The following is a 20,332-nucleotide window of genomic DNA, read 5'->3' as shown; positions in this document are numbered from 1 at the left end:
CGCTCAGCACCAGGTCCTTCACCAGGGGCAGCAGCATCTGGATGCGCAACAGGAGGGCATGGTGGGCCATCGGGTGCAGTGGGACGCCAGTGTCCAAGCGGATCTCCCTTTGTGCGGGTCCGACAGTCAGTCTTCCCCTCACCTTTGCGAGCAGAAACGCCCGGACAAGCGGCCTTGCCCGCCGCCGGGGCTTTCGTGCCGAAAGTGTCGCACCGATGCCCTTTGCCCCCCTGCGCAGGCCCGCCGGCCACCTGTCCTTGTTGCCTGCCCGCCTGCCTTCACCCTGCGCAAAGCCCCCACGGAACAGGGGCTTTCGATGGCGGCTTGCGGCTTGCCGCGCTTAAAAGGAGTTTCTCTCAACCCGCGCCTGTGATCTATTCGCTTCGGATCGCAAGGGAGGCACGTCCCAGGGGATGGGCGATAATTTTCAGACCGACAGCCGCCAGATGCTGGCGCGCTTGCGCGAAGTCATGGCCGAGGACGGCCATGGGCAGGCGCGGCTTGACCGGATCACCGCGCTGATCGCGCAGGAGATGCGGACCGAGGTATGCTCTGTCTACCTGTTCCGCGATGCCGACACGCTGGAGCTTTGCGCAACCGAGGGCCTGAAGGCAGAGGCCGTGCACCAGACGCGGATGCGCCTGGGCGAAGGGCTTGTGGGCCGCGTGGCGCGCACCGGCAAGCAGGTCAATACCGCCGACGCCCCCAAGGAACACGGCTTCCGCTACATGCCCGAAACCGGTGAAGAGATCTATTCCGCCTTCGCCGGTGTCCCCATCCAGCGCCTGGGAGAGACCCTTGGCGTGCTGGTGGTGCAATCCAAGAATGCCCGGAAATACTCCGAAGACGAAATCTACGCGCTGGAAGTCGTCGCCATGGTGCTGGCCGAGATGGCAGAGCTGGGCGCCTTCGTGGGCGACAACGCCCCGATGACCGCGCGCCACACCAAGCCGGTGATGTTCCGCTGCACCTGCGTCCAGGAAGGCGCGGCAGAGGGGCACGTCTGGTTGCATGAGCCGCGCGTGGTGATCACCAACCCGATCGCCGACGATCCGGTCAAGGAACGCGAGCGCCTGCACGAGGCCGTCGAACACCTGCGCGTGGGCGTGGACAAGATGCTGGCCACCGCCTCGCAAGGCGGGGCAGAGCAGCTTGAGGTGCTGGAAACCTACCGGATGTTCGCCAATTCCAAGGGCTGGATGCGGCGCATGGAAGAGGACATCGAACGGGGCCTCTCCGCCGAGGCCGCGGTGGAAAAGGAACAGACCGCCGCCCGCACCCGGCTGAGCGGCGCGACGGATCAATACCTGCGCGAGCGGCTGCATGACCTGGACGACCTGTCCAACCGCCTGCTGCGCATCCTGACCGGCCAGGGCAAGGAAACCGGCGCGGATATTCCCGCCGATCCGATCCTGGTGGCGCGCAACATCGGCCCGGCCGAGCTGCTGGATTACGGGCGCTCCCTGCGGGGCATCGTGCTTGAGGAAGGCTCTGTCGGCTCTCATGCCGCGATCGTCGCCCGCGCCCTTGCCATCCCGCTGGTGATCCATGCGAACAACATCACCACCGAGGCGCTGAACGGCGACCTGATCATGGTGGACGGCGACAACGGCATGGCCCACCTGCGGCCAGAGGAAACCGTGTTGAGCGCCTTCCGCGACAAGATCGCGATGCAGGCCCAGGCGCAGGAGGTCTATGCCTCTATCCGCGAGAAGCCGGCGATCACCAAGTGCGGCACCCGCATGACGCTGACGATGAATGCCGGGCTGATGGCCGATCTGCCTTCGCTGGAAGGGTCCGGCGCAGAGGGCGTGGGCCTGTTCCGCACGGAGCTGCAGTTCCTGGTCCGCAGCAGGATGCCCACCCGGTCAGAGCTTTCGGCGCTCTATTCCCACGTGCTGGACAATGCCAAGGGCAAGCGCGTGGTGTTCCGCACGCTCGACATCGGGTCGGACAAGGTGCTGAGCTACATGAAGCCCAACGATGAGCCCAACCCGGCGCTTGGCTGGCGGGCGATCCGGGTGGGGCTGGACAAGCCCGGCGTCATGCGGATGCAGCTTCAGGCGCTGATCCGGGCGGCCAACGGGCGCCCCCTGACCGTGATGTTCCCCTTCGTGGCGCAATACGAGGAATACCGCCAGGCCCGTGCGGAGATGGAAAAGACCCTGGAGCGCGAGCGCATCCTTGGCCATCCCATCCCCTCCTGCATCGAGGTCGGCGCCATGCTGGAAACCCCCAGCCTGGCCTTTGCCCCGCGCCGCTTCTTCGAGGAGGTGGAGTTTATCTCCATCGGGGGGAATGACCTCAAGCAGTTCTTCTTTGCCGCCGACCGGGAAAACGAACGCGTGCGCAAGCGCTACGACACGCTGAACGTCAGCTTCCTGACTTTCCTGCAAAGCATCGTCGAGCGCTGCAAGGAAACCGAGACCCCGCTCAGCTTCTGCGGAGAGGACGCGGGCCGCCCGGTCGAGGCGGTCTGCCTGGCCGCGATGGGCCTGCGGGCGTTGTCGATGCGCCCGGCCTCCATCGGGCCGGTGAAGAGCCTGTTGATGAAAGTCGACCTGAGGGTCGTGCGCGCAGAAATCGAGCGCGCCGCCGAAGACGGCGAGCAATCCGTGCGCGCGGCCGTGATGAAATACCTGAAGACCCTGGACAAATGACACTCCACTCAGCCGATGCCGCCTTTGCCGAGCGCCTGCGCGCGCGCCTGTCCCCCCGTGCCTTCCGCGAGGACACCACCCCCTACAACCGCGAGCCGCGCGGCGCCTGGCAGGGCCGTGCAGAGCTGGTCGTGGCCCCGGAAAGCACCGAAGAGGTCAGCCTGGTCCTGGCCGCGGCCAACGAGGCCCGCGTGCCCGTCATCCCCTATGGCGGGGGCACCGGGCTGGTCGGAGGGCAGATCATGCCCGATGGCCCTGCCCCGCTGGTGCTGTCGCTGGAACGGATGAACCGCATCCGCGAGGTCGACCCCCAGGGCAATGTCATCACCGCCGAGGCCGGCGTCATCGTGGAAGAGCTGCAGAATGCCGCGCGGGGGGTCGACCGGCTGTTCCCGCTCAGCTTCGGGGCCCATGGCTCGGCCCGGCTGGGCGGCGTGCTGGGCACCAATGCGGGCGGGGCGAACGTGCTGCGCTACGGCAACACGCGCGAGCTGTGCCTGGGGCTTGAGGCCGTGCTGGCGGACGGGCGGATCATGCGCACCCTGACCGGGCTGCGCAAGGACAACACCGGCTATGACCTGCGCAACCTGCTGATCGGCTCCGAAGGGACGCTGGGGGTGATCACCGCCGCCAGTTTCAAGATCTTCCCGCAGCCGCGGGACCGGGCGGTAGCGCTGATGGTCGTGAGCTCTCCCACAGCGGCGCTGGAGCTGCTGGCGCTGACCCGCGACCGGGTGGGCGACGGGGTCACGGCCTTCGAGCTGATCTCCGGCGTGGGGCTGGATTTCCTGGCAGAGACCTTCCCGGACCGCCGCCGCCCCTTCGATCCGCACCCCGACTGGATGGTGCTGGTGGATCTGGGGCTGGCCGCCGACGCGGGCGAGATCATGGAAGAGATCTTTGCCGCCGGGTTCGAGGCCGAGCTGGTCAGCGACGGGCTGATCGCCCAGAACGAGGCCCAGGCGGAGGATTTCTGGAACCTGCGGGAGATGATCCCGGAGGCCAACCGCGAGATCGGGGCGATTTCCAGCCACGATATCTCTGTTCCCATCGCCACCCTGCCCCGTTTCATCGACGAGGGCATGGAGGCCATCGCGGCGCTTGGCCCCTACCGGCTGAACTGCTTCGGGCACCTGGGCGATGGCAACCTGCATTACAACGTCTTCCCGCCCAAGGGGCGCAAGAAGGCCGAGTTCGCGGATCAGAAGCTGGCCGTCATGGGGGTGATCCACGACCTGGTGGTAGCCCATGGCGGCTCCATCAGTGCGGAGCACGGGATCGGGCGGCTGAAGGCGGCGGATCTTGCGAAATACGGCGATCCGGTGAAGCTGGAGCTGATGCGCGGGATCAAGCAGGTCTTCGACCCGCATGGCGTGCTAAACCCCGGGGCCGTGCTGGGCTGAACCCCGTCAGCCCGGCGTCATTGCCGCGATCTCTGCCAGCAGGGCCTGGACCTTTTGCGCGAAGTCCAGGGCCAGGCTGACCGCGCGTTCCCGCGCCAGGGGGGTGATCGGGCGCGGCCACCCGTGGCGCAGGCCAAAAAAATCGCGCCCTGCCGAGGGGGGAAGTGGCAGGACGCGATGATTGTCCCCGAGGGAACTGTGCAAGCAGGCCCGGCTTGAAAGCCGGTACCCATGTCTAGCCCCAGAGGACTTAAGGCTTCCTTACGTCTTGGCTGTTTTCCGGCCGCCGCGCGAAAATTCCGCGCGGCACTCCGACGTCAAAGGCCTTCGAACTCACACAGGATATGGATATCCATGCCCATGTCGGTCAGCCGCTGCTTGCCGCCCAGTTCCGGCAGGTCGATGATGAAGGCGCAGCCCATGATCTCTCCGCCCAGGCGCTCGATCAGCTTGATCCCGGCCTCTGCCGTGCCGCCGGTCGCCAGCAGGTCATCAACCAGGAGGATCTTCTCTCCGGGTTGGATGGCGTCATTGTGGATCTCGACCGAGGCTTCGCCGTATTCCAGCGTGTAGCTTTCCCCGATGGTCGCGCCGGGCAGCTTGCCCTTCTTGCGGATCGGCACGAAGCCCTTGCCCAGCTGGTGCGCGATGGCGCCGCCCAGGATGAATCCGCGCGCCTCAAGCCCGACGACCTTGTCGATGGGCTGGCCGGCATAGGGATGCAGCAGCTGGTCGACCGCCAGGCGCAGCCCGCGCGGGTCGGCCAGAAGCGTGGTGACATCCCGGAACAGGATCCCTTCATGCGGAAAGTCCGGAATGGTGCGGATATAGTCCCTGACTGTCTTCACCTGGCCCTTCACGGCAGCGTCCTTTCGGCTGTGCAACATCAAACCGGGCCTTGGTGCCAAGACAGGGGCCGAATGTCACGCCGTTTATAGCCTGTGGGCCGCCTGGACATGCATGAAGTCGAAATTCCGCATCCGTCCGAGGGAATACCAGCCCTCTGCCTCCCAGGCTTCCCAGAAGGGGATGGCATCGGGCTGGGCCAGGCGCGCGGTCAGCCGGGTGGCGTCCAAGCCGTTGCGCTCGGGGTCGAAATCATAGGCGATGCCCCAGGAATGCAGAGAGGCGCGATTGGCCCCCTTCATCTTGCGCGGGGCGTAATCCCCTCCGAAAAGGTCGATCCCCAGCTCGCTTTTCTGCGCGTCGCTATAGGCGCCGTCGATCCGTTGCAGGACCCTGCCCAAGCTGTCGGCGCATTTCTCATGCGCCCAGAGGAAGGAACGGCTGTTGCGCTTGTCCCAGGCGAGCTTCATCTTCCAGGGCAGGCTGACCCGCACCATCGGGGGCTGGAATTTGCGATCCGGGGTGCCGGGCTTGCCGTAGAACTTCACCAGATCCTGTTGCGATCGCGTTTCGGTGGGAAAGCCGCCCGGATTGCCGATGGTCTCGGGGGTCTCGTCGCGGAACTGGCGGATCTTGCCGGTTGCCAGCTTCATCTCAAGGGAGACCCAGGCGAAATCGGTCTGCGGCCCCCAGAGGCCATCGACCACGCCCGCCTCGATCCCTTCGGACAGGGCGTAGGCTTGCAGGAAGGCGGTGGTGCGGCGGGTCTTGTTCCAGCCCTCGAAGGACGGCGGCAAGGGGATGTCCAGCTTGGCAAAGGCCCGGGCCATGGCGCCCAGGGTCTTGTTTCCGACGATGCCGTCGATCTTGCCCGTGTAAAGGCTGAGCTCTGCAAGCTTGCGTTGCAGGACGCGGATCTGGCCCTTGGTCATGTGCTCTCTCCTGTAAATGCATGAACGAATGCACGTCAGGGTAGCATACTTCGGGCCACAGATTAACGCTGCGTCAGGCGCCCGTCACGGTGCCCGTTGCAGGGCCTGAAGCGGGTCCTGTCAGCGGGGTTTGTCGAGCAGCCGCCCGGCCACCGCGTCCAGCTTTGCCTTCAGCTTGGGGGCGCGCTTGTCCGGTGCGGTAAGGATGGCGTAGTCCAGCGCCGTGCCGCAGCCCGTGGCGCAGCTGACCGGGTTGAGGGGGGCGCTTTGCTCCGCCTCCGCTGCCGGATCATGCCCCATCATGATCGCCGCAAGGTTGTGGACCATCTGGCGCGCCCGGGCGGCGTTGCCCTGCAGCACCTTCACGATGTCCTTGATATCCACTGCGCCGTGATCCGGGTGCCAGCTGTCGTAATCCGTGACCATGGCGACAGAGGCGTAATGCAGCTCTGCTTCCCGGGCGAGCTTGGCTTCGGGCATGTTGGTCATGCCGATCACGTCGCAGCCCCAGCTTTCGCGGTACATCCGGCTTTCCGCCAGGGTGGAGAACTGCGGCCCCTCCATCGCCAGGTAGGTGCCGCCTTCGTGCACGGTGACACCGGCCTGACGGGCGGCCCGGGCCGCCGCCGCCGCGAGGTCCGCGCAGACCGGATGCGCCATGGAGACATGGGCGACGAGGCCCGAGGAGAAGAAGCTTTTCTCCCGGTTCACGGTGCGGTCGATGAACTGGTCGACCAGCACGAAATCCCCCGGCGCCATCTCTTCCCGGAACGACCCGCAGGCCGAGACGGAGAGCGCATGGGTCACGCCAAGCCGTTTCAGCGCGTCGATATTGGCGCGGTAGGGCACATCGGTGGGCGCGTGGACATGGCCTCGGCCGTGGCGTGGCAGGAAGGCCAGGTCGAGCCCACCCAGGCGCCCGGTCAGGATCTGGTCAGAGGGATCGCCCCAGGGCGTATCGACCTGCTGCCAGGCGGCCCCTTCCAGCCCGTCGATATCGTAGATGCCCGATCCGCCGATCACCGCCAGCTTCAACTTTGCCATGACGCGCCCCTGCCTTCCCTGCTGTCTTGCCTGCCGTGATGCATTTGTGCCGTGGCGAGTGCCGGGCCGCAACGGAATTGCCCGACCGCTTGCAGGAAAGGGGTTTCAGGGCAACGGAAGGGGCGAAACGGCCCGGTAAACTTGCCGCGATGCGGCAAACAGGCTATCCGGGCGGCACGATCAGGAAATCAGCAAGACAACCCCCAGGACCCATTATGCCCAAGCCTAGCTTCTCGGCCTTCGCCGAACGGATCACCTTGCCGGATCTCCGGCTCTCCCCGACGGAGGGGCTGAGCATTGATCGGGTGCGGATCGAGCTGCTCTCCGGCCTGACTGTGGCTCTGGCCCTTGTGCCCGAGGCCGTGGCCTTTGCCTTTGTCGCCGGGGTCAACCCGCTGGTCGGGCTTTATGCCGCTTTCATCATCGGGTTGATCACGGCGATCCTGGGCGGCCGGCCCGGCATGATCTCCGGGGCGACGGGGGCCATCGCGGTGGTGATCGTCGCGCTGGTGGCCCAGCACGGGGTGGAATACCTGTTTGCCGCCGTGGTGGTCATGGGGATCATCCAGATCTTCGTGGGCTTCATGCGATGGGGCAAGTTCATCCGGCTGGTGCCGCACCCGGTGATGCTGGGCTTCGTGAACGGGCTGGCCATCGTGATCTTCCTGGCGCAGCTGACCCAGTTCAAGGTGCCGGGCACCGCCGAAGTGGGCGGACATGGTGCCACGGGGGGCGAATGGCTGTCCGGCGGGCCGCTGATGATCATGCTGGGCCTTGTCGCCCTGACCATGGCGATCATCCATTACATCCCGCGCGTGACGCGGATCATCCCGGCCCCGCTGGCCGGTATCGCCATCACCGCCTTCATCGTGATCGTCTTCGGGCTGGACGTGCCGCGCGTGGGGGACATGGCCTCTATCGCCGGGGGGCTGCCCAGCTTCCACATCCCCATGGTGCCCTTCACCCTGGAGACGCTGCAGATCGTGCTGCCCTATGCGCTGATCATGGCCGCAGTCGGCCTGATCGAGAGCCTGCTGACCCTGAACCTGGTGGGTGAGATCACCGGCCAGCGCGGCGGGGCCAGCCAGGAATGCGTGGCCCAGGGCGCGGCCAACGTGGTGACCGGCCTGTTCGGCGGCATGGGCGGCTGTGCAATGATCGGCCAGTCGATGATCAACGTGAACTCGGGCGGGCGGACGCGGATCGCGGGGATCTTCGCGGCGCTCTGTCTGCTGGGCTTCATCCTGTTCGCCGCGCCGCTGATCGAGCAGATCCCGCTGGCAGCGCTGGTGGGCGTGATGTTCATGGTGGTGATCGGGACCTTCGCCTGGAACTCCTTCAAGATCATGCGCCGCGTGCCGCTGACCGATGCGGTGGTAATCGTGCTGGTGACCATCGTGACAGTTCTGACGGACCTGGCCACGGCCGTGGTGATCGGGGTGATCGTCTCTGCCCTGGCCTATGCCTGGAACAACGCCCGCCGCATCTACGCCACGACCTACGTCAGCCCCGAGGGTGCCAAGGTCTACCAGGTGAACGGCCCGCTCTTCTTCGGCTCTTCGGACGGTTTCGCGGAGCTCTTCGACGTGAGCGGCGACCCCGCGCTGGTGATCATCGATTTCCAGGCCAGCCGCGTGGTCGACCAATCGGCCCTGCAGGCCATTGAATCCGTGGCCGCGAAATACGAGGCCGAAGGCAAGAGGATCCAGCTGCGCCACCTCAGCCGCAACTGCCATGACCTGCTGAAGAAGGCCGGTCACCTGATGATCGACAGCTCCGATGACCCGGAATACGAGCTTGCCGTGGACTACGGCGTGCGCACCGGCATCCTGGGCGGTCACTGAAGACAGGGGCGAAGGGGGGGGCTGCCCCCCCCGCCAGGCCGTCCCCCCCTGGGGGGCGGCCTGCCTTCCCCCCTGAGTTTTTCCGGCAAGAAGAAGATCAGGCGAGCTTGGCCAGCGCCGCGACGTCGCCCTCTCCCAGGGCCGGTCGGGCCAGGGCGATCTGCTCGGGCGGCCAGTCCCACCAGGCCAGGTTGTTGAGGGTCGCGACCTCTTGCGGTGAGAAGCGCATTTTCGCGACGCGGGCCGGGTTACCCGTGACGACCGCGTAATCGGGGATTATTCCCCGCACCACGGCCCCTGCCCCCACGATCACCCCGTTTCCGATCCGCGCCCCGGCCAGCACGGTTGCGCCATGGCCGAACCAGACGTCATTGCCGATGATCATGTCGCGGGTGTCGGGCTGGTAGCCCGGCAGGGTCTGGGGATCGAAGACCGAAAAGGGAAAGGTCGAGAGGCCGCGTGTCTCATGATTGGCCGAGGCGCCCAGGAAGCGGGTGCCATGGGCGATCTGGCAGAACTTTCCGATCACCAGCCGGTCTTGGGAGAAGTCGAAGAGATAGGGCGCGAGGCGCGCGGCCCAGCCGTGGGGCTCCGGCGGGTCGAAATCCGAGGCATAGGTGAAATCGCCCACCGTGATCTGCGGATGGTCGATGACGGCTTTCAGGAAGACGGTGCCGGCGTGGGGCGTGCCGTCCTGCAGGGTGATGGGATGGATGGTGCGTGCATCCGGAAGGGCAAAGGGCATGGGACCTCCTTTTGAAAACGTCTGTGCGTCAGGTTTTCAAAGGGTCTTGTCCATCGGAGCCTCCATCGTTTGCCGGGCAAGTTTATCCCAAATTGCGCGCGGCGTCTATTTCTGTCCAGGACGCAGCAGGGGAAAGACTTCTGTCACGCGGGCATAGTCGCGGTAGCCCAGGCGCGACAGCACCTGGTAACTGGTCACGTCGATCATGCCGTCCTTGAGGCAGGCATCGTCGATATGCACGCCGGTGACCTCACCCAGGACGAGGATATTGTTGTCCCCTTTCAGCGTGGTCATCGACAGCATCCGGCATTCCAGCGCGGCGGGGGCCGCGGCGACGCGCGGGCAGTCGATGGTGTCGCATTCCGCCTTGTCCAGCCCGGCGGCCGCGAACTCGTCCTCTCCGGCAGGCAGCGCCCCGGAGCTGATGTTCATCGCGTCGCGCAGGGCATAGCTGACGATATTGACACAGAAGACGCCCGTCTCACCGATCTGGGCCACGCTGTCCTTGCCGTAGGCGCGGTCCTCTTTCGTCGAGGTGGAGGAGAAGATCACCTGCGGCGGCGCATCGGCCACGGCATTGAAGAAGGAATAGGGCGCCAGGTTGTCCCCGGCACTGCCACGGGTGGAGACCCAGCCGATCGGGCGCGGCGCGACGATGGCCTTGAACGGGTTGTGCGGCAGGGGATGACCTTCAGCGGTTCTGTAGAACATTGCGTCTTCCTTCGTGCTGGTGGCTTCCGTTTGAAGGTGGTCTAAACCCGTGCTAGGGGGCTTTCCACCAAAAAGGCGAAGCGAAACGCATGTTTGCACTGACTCCGGAATGCAAGGACGACTGGTGGGAGGTCGAGGGCCTCTATGACCTCTGTTTCGCGCCGGGGCGGACCGCGCTCAGTTCCTACCGGCTGCGCGATGACGTGGCCCCGGTCGAGGGGCTGTCGCTGGTCGCGCGGGATCGGCAAGAGATCGTCGCCGGAGCCATCCGCTACTGGCCGGTGCTGATCGGGAACCGGAAGGTGCTGCTGCTGGGTCCCGTGGCCGTTCACCCCACCCACCAGGGCGAAGGGCTGGGCGGGTTGCTGATCCACCAGTCGCTGCATGCCGCCGCCGAAAAGGGCTGGGAGCGGGTGCTGCTGGTGGGCGATGCGCCCTATTATTCGCGGTTCGGTTTCACCCGGCTTGACGGGGTCCAGATGCCCCCGCCCACGAACCCGGACCGCGTGCTGGGACTGGAGCTGATGCCCGGCGCCTGGGACGGTGTGCGGGGCGAGGTCACGCGGGCGCTTTGACAGGTATCTGCCAGAGGGCGGGTAGCGCCCGGCAGGTGAATGCCGCCGCAGGCCGGCAGAGGGCGCAGCCCTGACAGGGCATGGCTTGCGCGGCGCATGCCGCGCTCCGTTGGATCGCCTCTGAACACGCTGGATTTGATCTTTGGCCGCTCCGCCCCCATCTTAAGGGAAGCTTCCCGGAGAATGACGTGACCCAAGACAACCATATGCCCCCTGAAGTGGTCCAAGAGATCCAGGTCCTGGCCCGGCGCTATCGCCGCGCGGGTGGACCGGGTCTGCAGGTCCTGGCCCTGATCGGTGGCCGGGCCGAAGATCTGCTGGAACGCCTGCCCAAGCGGGTGAAGTCCCGGCTGGACGGCGCGACGGAATACGCGCTTGAGACGGCGCTGCGTGCTGCACAAAGTTCTCGTGGCGTGGTGAAGGACCAGCCGGACTGGCTGAACCGCATCGTCACCACGGGGCTGGGGGCGGCGGGCGGCTTTGGCGGCCTGCCGGGGGCACTGGCAGAGCTGCCCGTGACCACGACCATGCTGCTGCGAACCATCCAGGGCGTCGCGGCGGAGAATGGGTTTGATCCCGCAGAGCCCAACGTCCAGTTCGATTGCCTGCATGTCTTTGCCGCTGCCGGGCCGCTGGGCCACAACGAGGGGGCTGAGACCGGGTTCCTGACCTCTCGCCTGACGGTCACTGGGGCGGGCGTGCACGGGCTGATCACAGCCGTCTCGCCGAAGCTGGCCACGGCGCTTGGCCGCAAACTGGCCGCACAGACGGTGCCGGTGCTGGGCGCCGCTGCCGGGGCCGCGACGAACTACGCCTATTCGCATTACTACCAGGAGATCGCGCGGGTCCACTTTGGCCTGCGCCGGCTGGCCATAGAAACGGATATCCCCCAGGCGGATCTGACAGAGGCGCTGCGGGCAGAGGTCACGCGCCGTCCCATCGGCAAGCCCGACCGGGCCGCCTGAGGGCCCCAGCCTGCGCCGCGCCTGCTTAGGCGGTTCTCACTCCAGCGGTTCGGACAGGATCTCAGGGCGCAGCACGATTATGGTCGGACGGGAAGGCAGGTCGCGCAGCGAGACCTCCATCTCGCTGCTGTCCCGCACCTTCACCTCGAAGGCCGGTGAGATCTGGTTCAGGAACCAAGTCAGGCTGGCGCCGGAAAACCAGTGCATGGGCAGGATGATCGAGCTCTTAATCCGCTCCACCACCTTCGTCATTGAAACCGTGTCCAGCGTCATCCCGCCATCCACCGGGACCATCACCACGTCCAGCCGCCCGATGGCTGCGTACTGCTCTTCATTGGGTTCGTGATGCAGGTGGCCAAGGTGGCCAATGCACAGGCCCGAGACCTCGAATATGAAGATGGAATTGCCGTTCTCTTCCACCCCACCCATGGAGGAGCGGATATCGGTAGAGACGTTGCGGATCAGCATGTCGCCGACCTCTTTATGGTGATTTGCCGCCTCGCCGAAAGTGTCGGACCAGCCGCGCAGCACATGGGGAATGGCCGGATCGGGATAGGCCGTGAAATGGGAGGAATGGGCGTGGTTCATCGTCACCACGTCGGGCAGGAAATCCGCGGTGCCAATGTAGCCGGGGAAATCCGTCACTGCCGAGACGCCGCCCGGGCTTTGTATCAGGTAGGCGGAATGGGTCAGGTAACGGATCCTGACAGAGAAGTCCGGCACCGGGTCGCGGAAGCTGGCCTTGCGCAGGAACTCCATGCCAGGGGTGGCATCGGCAATGGCGATGCAATGGCTGATCCGTCCCTGCGCCGCCGCCGGTGGGGCGGTTGCCAGCAGGCCCGGCAAGGCGAGGCCAAGCAGGCAGAGGGTACGCAGCCCCCGTGCGAGCCCGCTCAGCAGGTTTTTCGATCGTACCAGGTGCATTGTCCGACGCTCCTCCGCATGGCTTCAGACACAGCTGAGGATAGCCGAGGGTACAGGTCCGCGGTGGTCACGTGCCCGTGACCGGGCCTTTGGGCGCTGTTTGTGCGTGTTTCCAGGGGGAAAGCGCCCGCGATCTGGTCAGAAAGCGGCTTAACCCGCGTCGGTACGCCCGCGCCGGTCCATGCGCAGCGCAGCATAGAGCACATGGGTGCGCCAGCGTCCGTCGATCTGCAGATAGCTTTGCGCGACACCCTCGTACTTGAAGCCGCAGCTTTCCAGCAGCCGCCGCGAGGGGGTGTTTTCCGGCAGGCAGGCGGCTTCGATCCGGCTCAGGTCCAGCCGGTGGAAGGCGTAATGCACCACGGCCGAGATCGCTTCGCGCATGTAGCCCTGGCGCGCGTGGCCTTCCCCGATCCAGTAGCCCAGCGTCCCCGAGAGGGACGGCCCCCGCCGGATGTTGTCCAGGGTGATGGCCCCCAGCAGCGCCTCATCGTCGCGGCGCGTGAGGAACAGCGGCACGGCAGAGCCGCCGGTGATCGAGCGCTGCGCCCAGTAGACCCGGTTCGTGAAACTGCGCCGCGAAAGGTGGTCGGCGGACCAGGAGGGTTCCCAGCGTGTCAGGAAATCCATGCTGGACTGCCGCAGGGACGTCCACTCCCGGTAATCCGCATGAACCGGCGGACGGAGCACCATGCGCTCCGTCTCTATCCGGACCTTGCGGCGGTTGCGCAGCATCAGGCAGCGCGGCGGGCCGTCAGCCCAGCGAAATCGGGCGCGTTGGCAACCGGCCCGTAAAGCGCCAGCGCCATGGGCGCGCGGGTCGCCATCTTCTCTGCATGGGCGCGGATCTCCTCGGGGGTGACCGCATCGATCCGGGCGACGACCTCTTCCAAGGGCGGCACGCGGTTCCAGATCTCGACCATGCGGGCCAGCCGTTCGGCGCGCGAGGAAGCCCCTTCGAGCCCCATCAGAAGACCGGCCTTCATCTGGGCGCGGGCGCGGTTCACCTCTGCCTCGGAAATGCCGTCGGCGGCGCGCTTCATCTCGTCCAGGACGATGTTGCAAAGCTCTCCGACCTTGTCGCCGGAGGTGCCGGCATAGATCGTGGTCATGCCGCTGTCCGCATAGGCGCCGGCCTGGGCGAAGATCGTGTAGCAAAGGCCGCGCTTTTCACGGATCTCCTGGAACAGGCGAGAGGACATGCCCCCGCCAAGGGCGGCCGCGTAGATCTGGCCGGCATAGGCATCCGGATGGCGGTAATCGGGGCTTTCGAAGCCAAGCGTGACATGGGCCTGCTCAAGCTGTTTCACCTGGCGGATCTCACCGCCGACGAAACGGGCCGGCACCAGGTCGGGCTGACCGTGGGCTTTCATGTCGCCAAACAGCTTTTCCGCCATGGCCACGATATCCGCGTGGTCCACGGCACCGGCGGCAGACAGGATCATCTGGCCCGGTCCGTAATGCTCTTGCACGAAGCCTGCCAGATCGGCCTGGGTGAAGGCGCGCACGCGTTCTTCCGGGCCAAGGATGGTCCGGCCAAGGGGCTGTTCCGGGTAGGCGCGTTCCTGCAGCCAGTCAAAGATCACGTCATCGGGCGTGTCCAGCGCCTGGCCGATCTCTGACAGGATCACGCCGCGCTCCACCTCGATCTCACGCGGGTCGAAGATGCTGTCGCGCAGGATGTCGGCGATGACCTCAAGCGCCAGGGGCACGTCGTTCTTCAGCACGCGGGCGTAATAGGCCGTCACCTCACGCGAGGTATAGGCGTTGATGTAGCCGCCCACGTCCTCGATCACCTCGGCGATCTGCAGGGCGTTGCGCTTGTTGGTGCCCTTGAAGGCCATGTGCTCAAGGAAATGCGCCACGCCGTTCTGCTCGGGCCGCTCATGGCGCCCGCCGGCAGAGACCCAGATCCCGATGGAGGCCGATTGCAGGCTGGGCATATGTTCGGTGACAATGCGGAAGCCGTTGGAAAGGGTGGTCAGCTCTACGCTCATGAAGCCCTCTTTTCGCGGATGAAGCTTTCGACCGCGGCAAGGTCGCCGGGCAGACGGGTCACGCGTTCGGGCCGGTCGAAAAGATCCGCCATACGCGGCGGCAGGTCCGGCCGAACGCCAGAGGCCGCTTCCACCGCATCGGGGAACTTGGCCGGGTGCGCCGTGGCCAGGGTGACCATCGGCACGTGGCTGTCGCGCATTTCCCGCGCGACCTTCACGGCCACGGCGGAATGCGGGCAAAGCAGCTCTCCGGTCTGTTCCAGCATCTCTCGGATCGTCTCTTGGGTCTCGTCCTCTGAGCAGCGGCCAGAGGCAAAGAGATCCTGAAGCGCGCCAAGGGCGCCCTGCGGAACGGTAAAGCCGCCCGCCTTGAGTTCATCCATGAGCTGTCCGACGGCATTGCCGTCCCGGTCCAGCGCATCGAAGAGCGCGCGTTCGAAGTTGGAGCTGACCTGGATATCCATCGACGGGCTGATCGAGGGCGTCACGCCATCGGGGCGGTATTCGCCGGTGGTCAGGCACCGGTGCAGGATGTCGTTCTGGTTCGTGGCCACGATCAGCTTTTCGATCGGCAGACCGGCACGGCGGGCAATGTAGCCGGCGAAGATATCGCCGAAATTGCCGGTGGGCACGGTGAAGCTGACCTTGCGCTCGGGAGCGCCAAGGCTGACGGCAGTGGTGAAGTAGTAGACGACCTGCGCCAGCACCCGTGCCCAGTTGATGGAGTTCACGCCCGCCAGCCCGACTTCGTCGCGGAAGGCGAAATCGTTGAACATGTCCTTCACCAGCGCCTGGCAGGTGTCGAAATCGCCATCGACCGCCAGGGCGTGCACGTTGGCATCATCCGGCGTGGTCATCTGGCGGCGCTGCACTTCGGAGACGCGGCCGTGGGGGAAAAGGATGAAGACATCCACGTTGTCCAGCCCCCGGAAGGCCTCGATCGCGGCAGATCCGGTATCGCCGGAGGTCGCGCCGACGATGGTCACGCGCTTGCCGGATTTCTTCAGGGCCGCCTGGAAGAGCTGCCCGATGAGCTGCATGGCGAAGTCCTTGAACGCCAGCGTCGGGCCATGGAAGAGCTCTGCCAGGAAGTGGTTCGGTTCCAGCTGCACCAGCGGCGCGCGTGCAGCATGGCCGAAGCCGGCGTAGGCGCGCGCGATGCAGGCGCGGAACTCGTCCGCCCCGAAGGCATTGCCCAGGAAGGGCCACATGATGCGGAAGGCGGCCTCTTCGTAGGAGACCCCGCCAAGCGCCGCGATTTCCTCTGCGGAGAAGGTGGGAATTTCGGCAGGCACGTAAAGGCCGCCGTCGCGGGCGAGACCCGTCAGCATGGCCTCTTCGAAGGTCAACTCGGGCGCCTTGCCCCGTGTCGAGATGTAAGTCACGTCACTTTGCCTTTCGACTGTTTCGACATGCGATAAATCAGAAAGCCCGACATGACCAGCCATACGGCGGCCAGCGAGTACCACGTCACCGCATATCCCTTGTGATCGTTGCGGATTCCGCTGGTTCCGACGGGGAAGGCGACCAGGTCACCGCCGCCGCCGGGCCCTTCGCGGCGCACCACCAGAAGCGGCCGGGTCTCAAGGACCTCTGCCATGCGGGGCAGGTCGCGGGCGTAGAACAGGCCTTCGTCAAGATCGGGATCGGGGGTGAAGCCGTCCTGTTCATCGGGCCAGAGCAGGTTACCGATCACGGTGACCTCCCCGTCCGGCGTGGGCGGCAGGGGGCGTCCCTGCGAAAGGAAGCCGCGGTCGATCAGCAGCGGGCCGGAGGGCGCATCAAAGCCCTGGATGATCCGGTAGCCGGCGCCCTGCCCCTCCATCGCGGACTGGACCCGCAGCGGCTCTCCCTGGAAGCGGCCGGTCACCGCGACGGGCAGGTATTCATCCCGCTCGGGATCGGGCGAAGCGGGCAGATCCGCCACCGGTCCGTCGATGCGCGATTCGATCTGCTCCAGGACGTCAAGTTTCCAGTGCAGGCGCCGCACCTGCCAATTGCCCAGCGATACGAGGATCGCAGTCCCCGCGATCCCGATCACGATGGCCCCGATCAGCCTTGCCCGCATGGTGTCCCCCTCTCAGCGAAAAAGGCGCGGAACGCCCGCGCCTTTTCCGAATGATCCTTCGGTGGCCCGGAAGGATCCGGGCCGGTCACGTTCAGCCGCCCCAGATATAGACCGCGGCGAAGAGGAAGAGCCAGACCACGTCGACGAAGTGCCAGTACCAGGCCGCCGCTTCGAAGCCCACGTGATCGTCCGGGGTGAAGTGACCCGCGTAGGTGCGCATCAGGCAGATGAACAGGAAGATGGTCCCGATGATCACGTGCGCGCCATGGAAGCCCGTCGCCATGAAGAAGTTGGCGCCGTAGATGTTGCCGCCGAAGCCGAAGGCCGCGTGGCTGTATTCATAGGCCTGGAAGGCGGTGAAGATCAGGCCCAGGGCCACGGCGATGATCAGGCCGGACTTGATGTCCTTGCGATTGTCTTCATGCACCAGGGCGTGGTGGGCCCATGTCGCCGCCGCACCGGAGCACAGCAGGATCAGCGTGTTGATCAGCGGCAGGTGCCAGGGGTCGAAGGTCTCGATCCCGGCGGGGGGCCAGACGCCGTCCACGATGGGGGATTCGGGGCCCATCGGGTAGATGGCGTTCTTGAAGAAGCTCCAGAACCATGCGGCGAAGAACATGACTTCGGACATGATGAACAGGATGAAGCCGTAGCGCAGGCCGATGCGGACGACGGGCGTGTGATCGCCGGCCTTGTTTTCCGCGATGGTCTCGCCCCACCAGCCCCACATCGTGTAGAGCACGATCAACAGGCCCAGCAGGAACATCCAGGGGCCGCTGTCCTTCATCAGCAGGACGGCACCGTACAGCATGATGAAGGTGCCCACCGATCCCAGGAACGGATAGATCGAGGGTGGGAGAATGTGGTAGTCGTGGTTCTTTTCGTGCGCCATATCGCTCTTCCTCGCCGCGGCCGCGTTAATTCAAATCGGTTGCAGTTGGGGTCTCTTCCAGAAGGCTCGCTTGTTCCTGCGGAACGGCGTAGCCCTCGGGCAGATCGGTCTCGTAGAATGTGTATCCCAGGGTGATCGTATGCACGTATTTCGCGTCACGATCCTCCACGATTTCGGGGTCCACGTAGAAAGTCACGGGCATCTGCACCGTTTCACCGGGCTTCAGCACCTGTTCGGTGAAGCAGAAGCACTCGATCTTGGTGAAGAAGCCACCCGCCTCATAGGGCGTGACGTTGTAGGCAGCAGAGCCTGCAACGGGCCGGTCGGTGGGGTTATGCGCCTCGTAGAAGGCCAGGGCCGTCTCACCGATCTTCACTTCCATTTCCCGCTGCACGGGCTTGAAGCTCCAGGGCATGTTGCGGTCGAGGGAGGCATCGAAGCGGACCTTGATGGTCTGCTCGAGTACCGTATCGGAGCCCGCCGTCGCCTCTTGCGTCACGCCGCCGAAGCCGGTGACCTTGCAGAACAGGTTGTAGGCCGGCACCGCCGCCCAGGCGAGAGAGCCCATGACGACGATGGTGCCGACGGTCTGAAGAAGGGTCTTCTTCTTGGGATCCATCAGTTCCCCCCTGCGTCAGGCTTGCCCGAGGCCACGGGCTGGTCCGGGAAGGCGATGCTTTGCTGCGTGACTTTGACGAAGGTCAGCAGGAAGATCAGCACGACGAAAGCGACCAGCACCGCGCCCAGCCCGAAGTTCCGGGACCGGCGGCGCGCGTGGATCTCATGTTCATGGGCCAGAGGCATTACCAGCCTCCTACGTTGAAATGATGCAGGCCGGCTTCGGCGCCGATGGCTGCGAAATGGGCAAAGAGGTAGATCAGCGACAGCTTGAAGAAGCTCTTTTCGACCTTGTAGCCATCGGCTGCGGCGGCCTCTTCATCCCGGCGCCAGATGCGCAGCGCGCCCAGCAGGAAGAGCCCGTTCAGCACCACGGCGACGGCCATGTAGAACGGCCCGCCGATGGAGGTGAAGCCGGTGCCGATCGCGAGGGGAGCCAGCAGCAGCGTGTAGGCCAGGATGTGGCGGCGCGTGACGCGACGACCGTGGGTCGCGGTCAGCATGGGCACCTTGGCGGCGTCGTAGTCGCTTTTCATGAACAGCGCGAGCGCCCAGAAGTGCGGCGGCGTCCACATGAAGACCAGCAGGAACATCAGCACCGATTCGAGGCTGACCCCCCCGGTCGACACGGCCCAGCCGATCATCGGCGGGAAGGCCCCGGCGGCACCGCCGATGACGATGTTCTGCGGCGTCCAACGCTTGAGCCACATGGTGTAGATCACCGCGTAGAAGAAGATCGTGAAGGCCAGGAAGAGCCCGGAAAAGACATTGGCGGCCAGCGCCAGCATCACGCAGGAGAAACCCGCGAGCGTCAGGCCAAGGGCCAGCGCCTCATGCGCGCCCACCCGGCCCGATGGGATCGGGCGGCCAGAGGTACGCTTCATCACCGCGTCGATATCGGCGTCATACCACATGTTCAGCGCGCCGGAGGCCCCGCCCCCGATGGCGATGAACAGCACTGCGCAGAAGGCGATCACGGGGTGCACGGGCACCGGCGCCGCGATCAGGCCGATGAAGGCGGTGAAGACGACAAGCGACATGACACGAGGCTTCAGCAAGGCGATGTAATCGCCGAACTCGGCCTCGCCTCCGGTAACCTCTGGGGTGATGCTTGCGTCGCTCATCGTTGGGTCTTTCTGTTCGGATTCAGGGGCCCCTACCTGTCACAGGTTCAGGGCCCCCGAAGGATATCCTTGTCCGGCAGCGCCGGGAAGCGCGGATCAGCTGGTGGTCAGCTGGGACAGCGGCACGAACTGACCGGCGTCCTGGCTGGCGGCCTTCCAGGCGTCGTAGGTTGCCTGGTCCACCACTTTCACCGTGATCGGCATATAGGCGTGGTCCTTGCCGCAAAGCTCGGAACACTGGCCGAAGTAGACGCCTTCGCGTTCCGCGGCGAACCACAGTTGCGCCAGGCGGCCTGGCACCGCGTCCTGCTTCACGCCGAAGGCCGGGATGGTCCAGGAGTGGATCACGTCAGAGCCGGTGACGGTCATCACGACGACCTGCCCGACGGGCACGACCACGGCGGTATCGGTCGCCAGCAGGTATTCGTCAGAGGCGTAGCCGTAGCTGGCCAGGTCTTCCTTGGGCAGCATGAAGCCGTCGAAGGCGATGTCGTCATCTGTGTATTCGTAGCTCCAGTACCACTGGTTGCCGGTCACCTTGATATGGATGTCGCCATCCGGGATCTCCTGCTGCTTGAACAGCGTGGGCAGGGAGAAGGCCAGCACGAAGAGCAGGATCACGATCGGAACGATCGTCCATGCAATCTCCAGCGGGGAGTTGTGGGTGAATTTTGCCGCGGTCGGGTTCGCGCGCTTGTTGTACCGCACGATGCAGAAGACCAGCAGGCCGGTGACGAAAACCACGATGATCGTGATGATCGCCAGCAGCATCCCGTCGAGCCAGTGAAGGTCACGGGCCAATTCGGTTGCGGCCGGCTGGAAGCCGATTCCACCCGAATGGGGTTTGCCGATGGTCTCCAGCTCTTGCGCGAAAGCGGGAAGGGCCGTGAACGCGGCCAGAAAGGCCAGGAAAGGTTTCAAGAGTCGCATCGGTCACCCTGATCAATTGCTGCGTGTCGCTTTGGTCAGCCGGGATCGCTCCCG

General features: G+C 65.4%; 21 protein-coding genes. 5 read left to right on the top strand and 16 right to left on the bottom strand.

The annotated features are described in order from the left end of the window. Positions 1-413 precede the first annotated feature (413 nt). Complete coding sequence (ptsP, locus tag HCZ97_RS06050; protein WP_167687783.1) at positions 414-2,660, top strand: phosphoenolpyruvate--protein phosphotransferase; 2,247 nt, start codon at positions 414-416, stop codon at positions 2,658-2,660. Then, a complete protein-coding gene (locus HCZ97_RS06045; RefSeq protein WP_167687782.1) occupies positions 2,657-4,063 on the top strand; it encodes an FAD-binding oxidoreductase in 1,407 nt (468 codons plus the stop codon). The genes ptsP and HCZ97_RS06045 overlap by 4 nt, the downstream gene beginning before the upstream one ends. A 6-nt stretch (positions 4,064-4,069) precedes the next feature. Here the strand turns inward: HCZ97_RS06045 and HCZ97_RS06040 are convergent, their stop codons facing one another. The 4 genes from HCZ97_RS06040 to HCZ97_RS06025 all read right to left on the bottom strand — a co-directional run bounded on the left by HCZ97_RS06040 (position 4,070) and on the right by HCZ97_RS06025 (position 6,885). Further along, entirely contained in the window at positions 4,070-4,267 is a 198-nt protein-coding gene (locus HCZ97_RS06040; protein ID WP_167687781.1) for a hypothetical protein, read from the bottom strand. Between the two features lie 113 nt (positions 4,268-4,380). Next, positions 4,381-4,950 carry an adenine phosphoribosyltransferase gene (locus HCZ97_RS06035; protein WP_167687780.1) on the bottom strand — a complete coding sequence of 190 codons (570 nt, stop codon included), beginning with the start codon at positions 4,948-4,950 and terminating at the stop codon, positions 4,381-4,383. 45 nt (positions 4,951-4,995) lie between these two features. Next, positions 4,996-5,841: a M15 family metallopeptidase gene (locus HCZ97_RS06030; protein WP_167687779.1), complete on the bottom strand. Its 846-nt coding sequence runs from the start codon at positions 5,839-5,841 to the stop codon at positions 4,996-4,998. Between the two features lie 120 nt (positions 5,842-5,961). Continuing rightward, on the bottom strand, positions 5,962-6,885 hold the full coding sequence (locus tag HCZ97_RS06025; RefSeq protein ID WP_167687778.1) for an S-methyl-5'-thioadenosine phosphorylase: 924 nt from the start codon (positions 6,883-6,885) through the stop codon (positions 5,962-5,964). A 215-nt stretch (positions 6,886-7,100) separates the two neighbouring features. Here HCZ97_RS06025 and HCZ97_RS06020 point away from each other — a divergent pair, with 215 nt between their 5' ends. Further along, positions 7,101-8,729 (top strand): SulP family inorganic anion transporter, encoded by a 1,629-nt coding sequence (locus tag HCZ97_RS06020; protein WP_167687777.1) that lies wholly within the window; start codon positions 7,101-7,103, stop codon positions 8,727-8,729. Positions 8,730-8,826: 97 nt separating this feature from the next. On the opposite strand, the gene HCZ97_RS06015 is transcribed toward HCZ97_RS06020, so the two are convergent. Beyond that, positions 8,827-9,474: a CatB-related O-acetyltransferase gene (locus tag HCZ97_RS06015; RefSeq protein WP_167687776.1), complete on the bottom strand. Its 648-nt coding sequence runs from the start codon at positions 9,472-9,474 to the stop codon at positions 8,827-8,829. 105 nt (positions 9,475-9,579) lie between these two features. After that, entirely contained in the window at positions 9,580-10,185 is a 606-nt protein-coding gene (locus HCZ97_RS06010) for a flavin reductase family protein (protein ID WP_167687775.1), read from the bottom strand. A gap of 89 nt (positions 10,186-10,274) precedes the next feature. Between HCZ97_RS06010 and HCZ97_RS06005 the strand changes: the two genes are divergently transcribed. Both HCZ97_RS06005 and HCZ97_RS06000 read left to right on the top strand, forming a co-directional pair. After that, the gene (locus tag HCZ97_RS06005; protein WP_167687774.1) at positions 10,275-10,760 is read left to right on the top strand and encodes a GNAT family N-acetyltransferase; all 486 of its coding nucleotides are present in this window, start codon (positions 10,275-10,277) and stop codon (positions 10,758-10,760) included. Between the two features lie 206 nt (positions 10,761-10,966). Beyond that, positions 10,967-11,725, top strand: a complete 759-nt coding sequence (locus tag HCZ97_RS06000; protein ID WP_167687824.1) for an EcsC family protein — start codon at positions 10,967-10,969, stop codon at positions 11,723-11,725. Between the two features lie 36 nt (positions 11,726-11,761). On the opposite strand, the gene HCZ97_RS05995 is transcribed toward HCZ97_RS06000, so the two are convergent. From HCZ97_RS05995 to coxB, 10 genes are all read right to left on the bottom strand, one after another. Beyond that, positions 11,762-12,649, bottom strand: a complete 888-nt coding sequence (locus tag HCZ97_RS05995) for an MBL fold metallo-hydrolase (protein ID WP_167687773.1) — start codon at positions 12,647-12,649, stop codon at positions 11,762-11,764. A gap of 150 nt (positions 12,650-12,799) precedes the next feature. Next, positions 12,800-13,384, bottom strand: coding sequence for a GNAT family N-acetyltransferase (locus HCZ97_RS05990; protein ID WP_167687772.1), 585 nt, complete (start codon positions 13,382-13,384; stop codon positions 12,800-12,802). Further along, entirely contained in the window at positions 13,384-14,646 is a 1,263-nt protein-coding gene (locus tag HCZ97_RS05985; protein WP_167687771.1) for a pitrilysin family protein, read from the bottom strand. Before HCZ97_RS05985 ends, HCZ97_RS05990 begins: the two co-directional genes overlap by 1 nt. Continuing rightward, on the bottom strand, positions 14,643-16,031 hold the full coding sequence (gene thrC, locus HCZ97_RS05980) for a threonine synthase (RefSeq protein ID WP_167687770.1): 1,389 nt from the start codon (positions 16,029-16,031) through the stop codon (positions 14,643-14,645). Before thrC ends, HCZ97_RS05985 begins: the two co-directional genes overlap by 4 nt. Next, positions 16,028-16,714 (bottom strand): SURF1 family protein, encoded by a 687-nt coding sequence (locus HCZ97_RS05975; RefSeq protein WP_167687769.1) that lies wholly within the window; start codon positions 16,712-16,714, stop codon positions 16,028-16,030. Before HCZ97_RS05975 ends, thrC begins: the two co-directional genes overlap by 4 nt. 91 nt (positions 16,715-16,805) lie before the next feature. After that, positions 16,806-17,606, bottom strand: a complete 801-nt coding sequence (locus HCZ97_RS05970) for a cytochrome c oxidase subunit 3 (protein WP_167687768.1) — start codon at positions 17,604-17,606, stop codon at positions 16,806-16,808. A gap of 25 nt (positions 17,607-17,631) precedes the next feature. Beyond that, positions 17,632-18,225 (bottom strand): cytochrome c oxidase assembly protein, encoded by a 594-nt coding sequence (locus tag HCZ97_RS05965; RefSeq protein ID WP_167687767.1) that lies wholly within the window; start codon positions 18,223-18,225, stop codon positions 17,632-17,634. Continuing rightward, positions 18,225-18,410 (bottom strand): cytochrome C oxidase assembly protein, encoded by a 186-nt coding sequence (locus HCZ97_RS05960; protein WP_167687766.1) that lies wholly within the window; start codon positions 18,408-18,410, stop codon positions 18,225-18,227. Before HCZ97_RS05960 ends, HCZ97_RS05965 begins: the two co-directional genes overlap by 1 nt. Beyond that, the gene (gene cyoE / locus HCZ97_RS05955; RefSeq protein ID WP_167687765.1) at positions 18,410-19,348 is read right to left on the bottom strand and encodes a heme o synthase; all 939 of its coding nucleotides are present in this window, start codon (positions 19,346-19,348) and stop codon (positions 18,410-18,412) included. The genes HCZ97_RS05960 and cyoE overlap by 1 nt, the downstream gene beginning before the upstream one ends. Before the next feature lie 96 nt (positions 19,349-19,444). Next, on the bottom strand, positions 19,445-20,278 hold the full coding sequence (gene coxB, locus HCZ97_RS05950) for a cytochrome c oxidase subunit II (RefSeq protein WP_167687764.1): 834 nt from the start codon (positions 20,276-20,278) through the stop codon (positions 19,445-19,447). Positions 20,279-20,332: the final 54 nt, after the last annotated feature.

It is taken from the genome of Pseudooceanicola sp. HF7 (genome assembly GCF_011806405.1).
Taxonomy (GTDB): domain Bacteria; phylum Pseudomonadota; class Alphaproteobacteria; order Rhodobacterales; family Rhodobacteraceae; genus Pseudooceanicola.
Note: the sequence above shows the minus strand (reverse complement) of the source record. Positions and strands in the feature narration are given on the sequence as shown.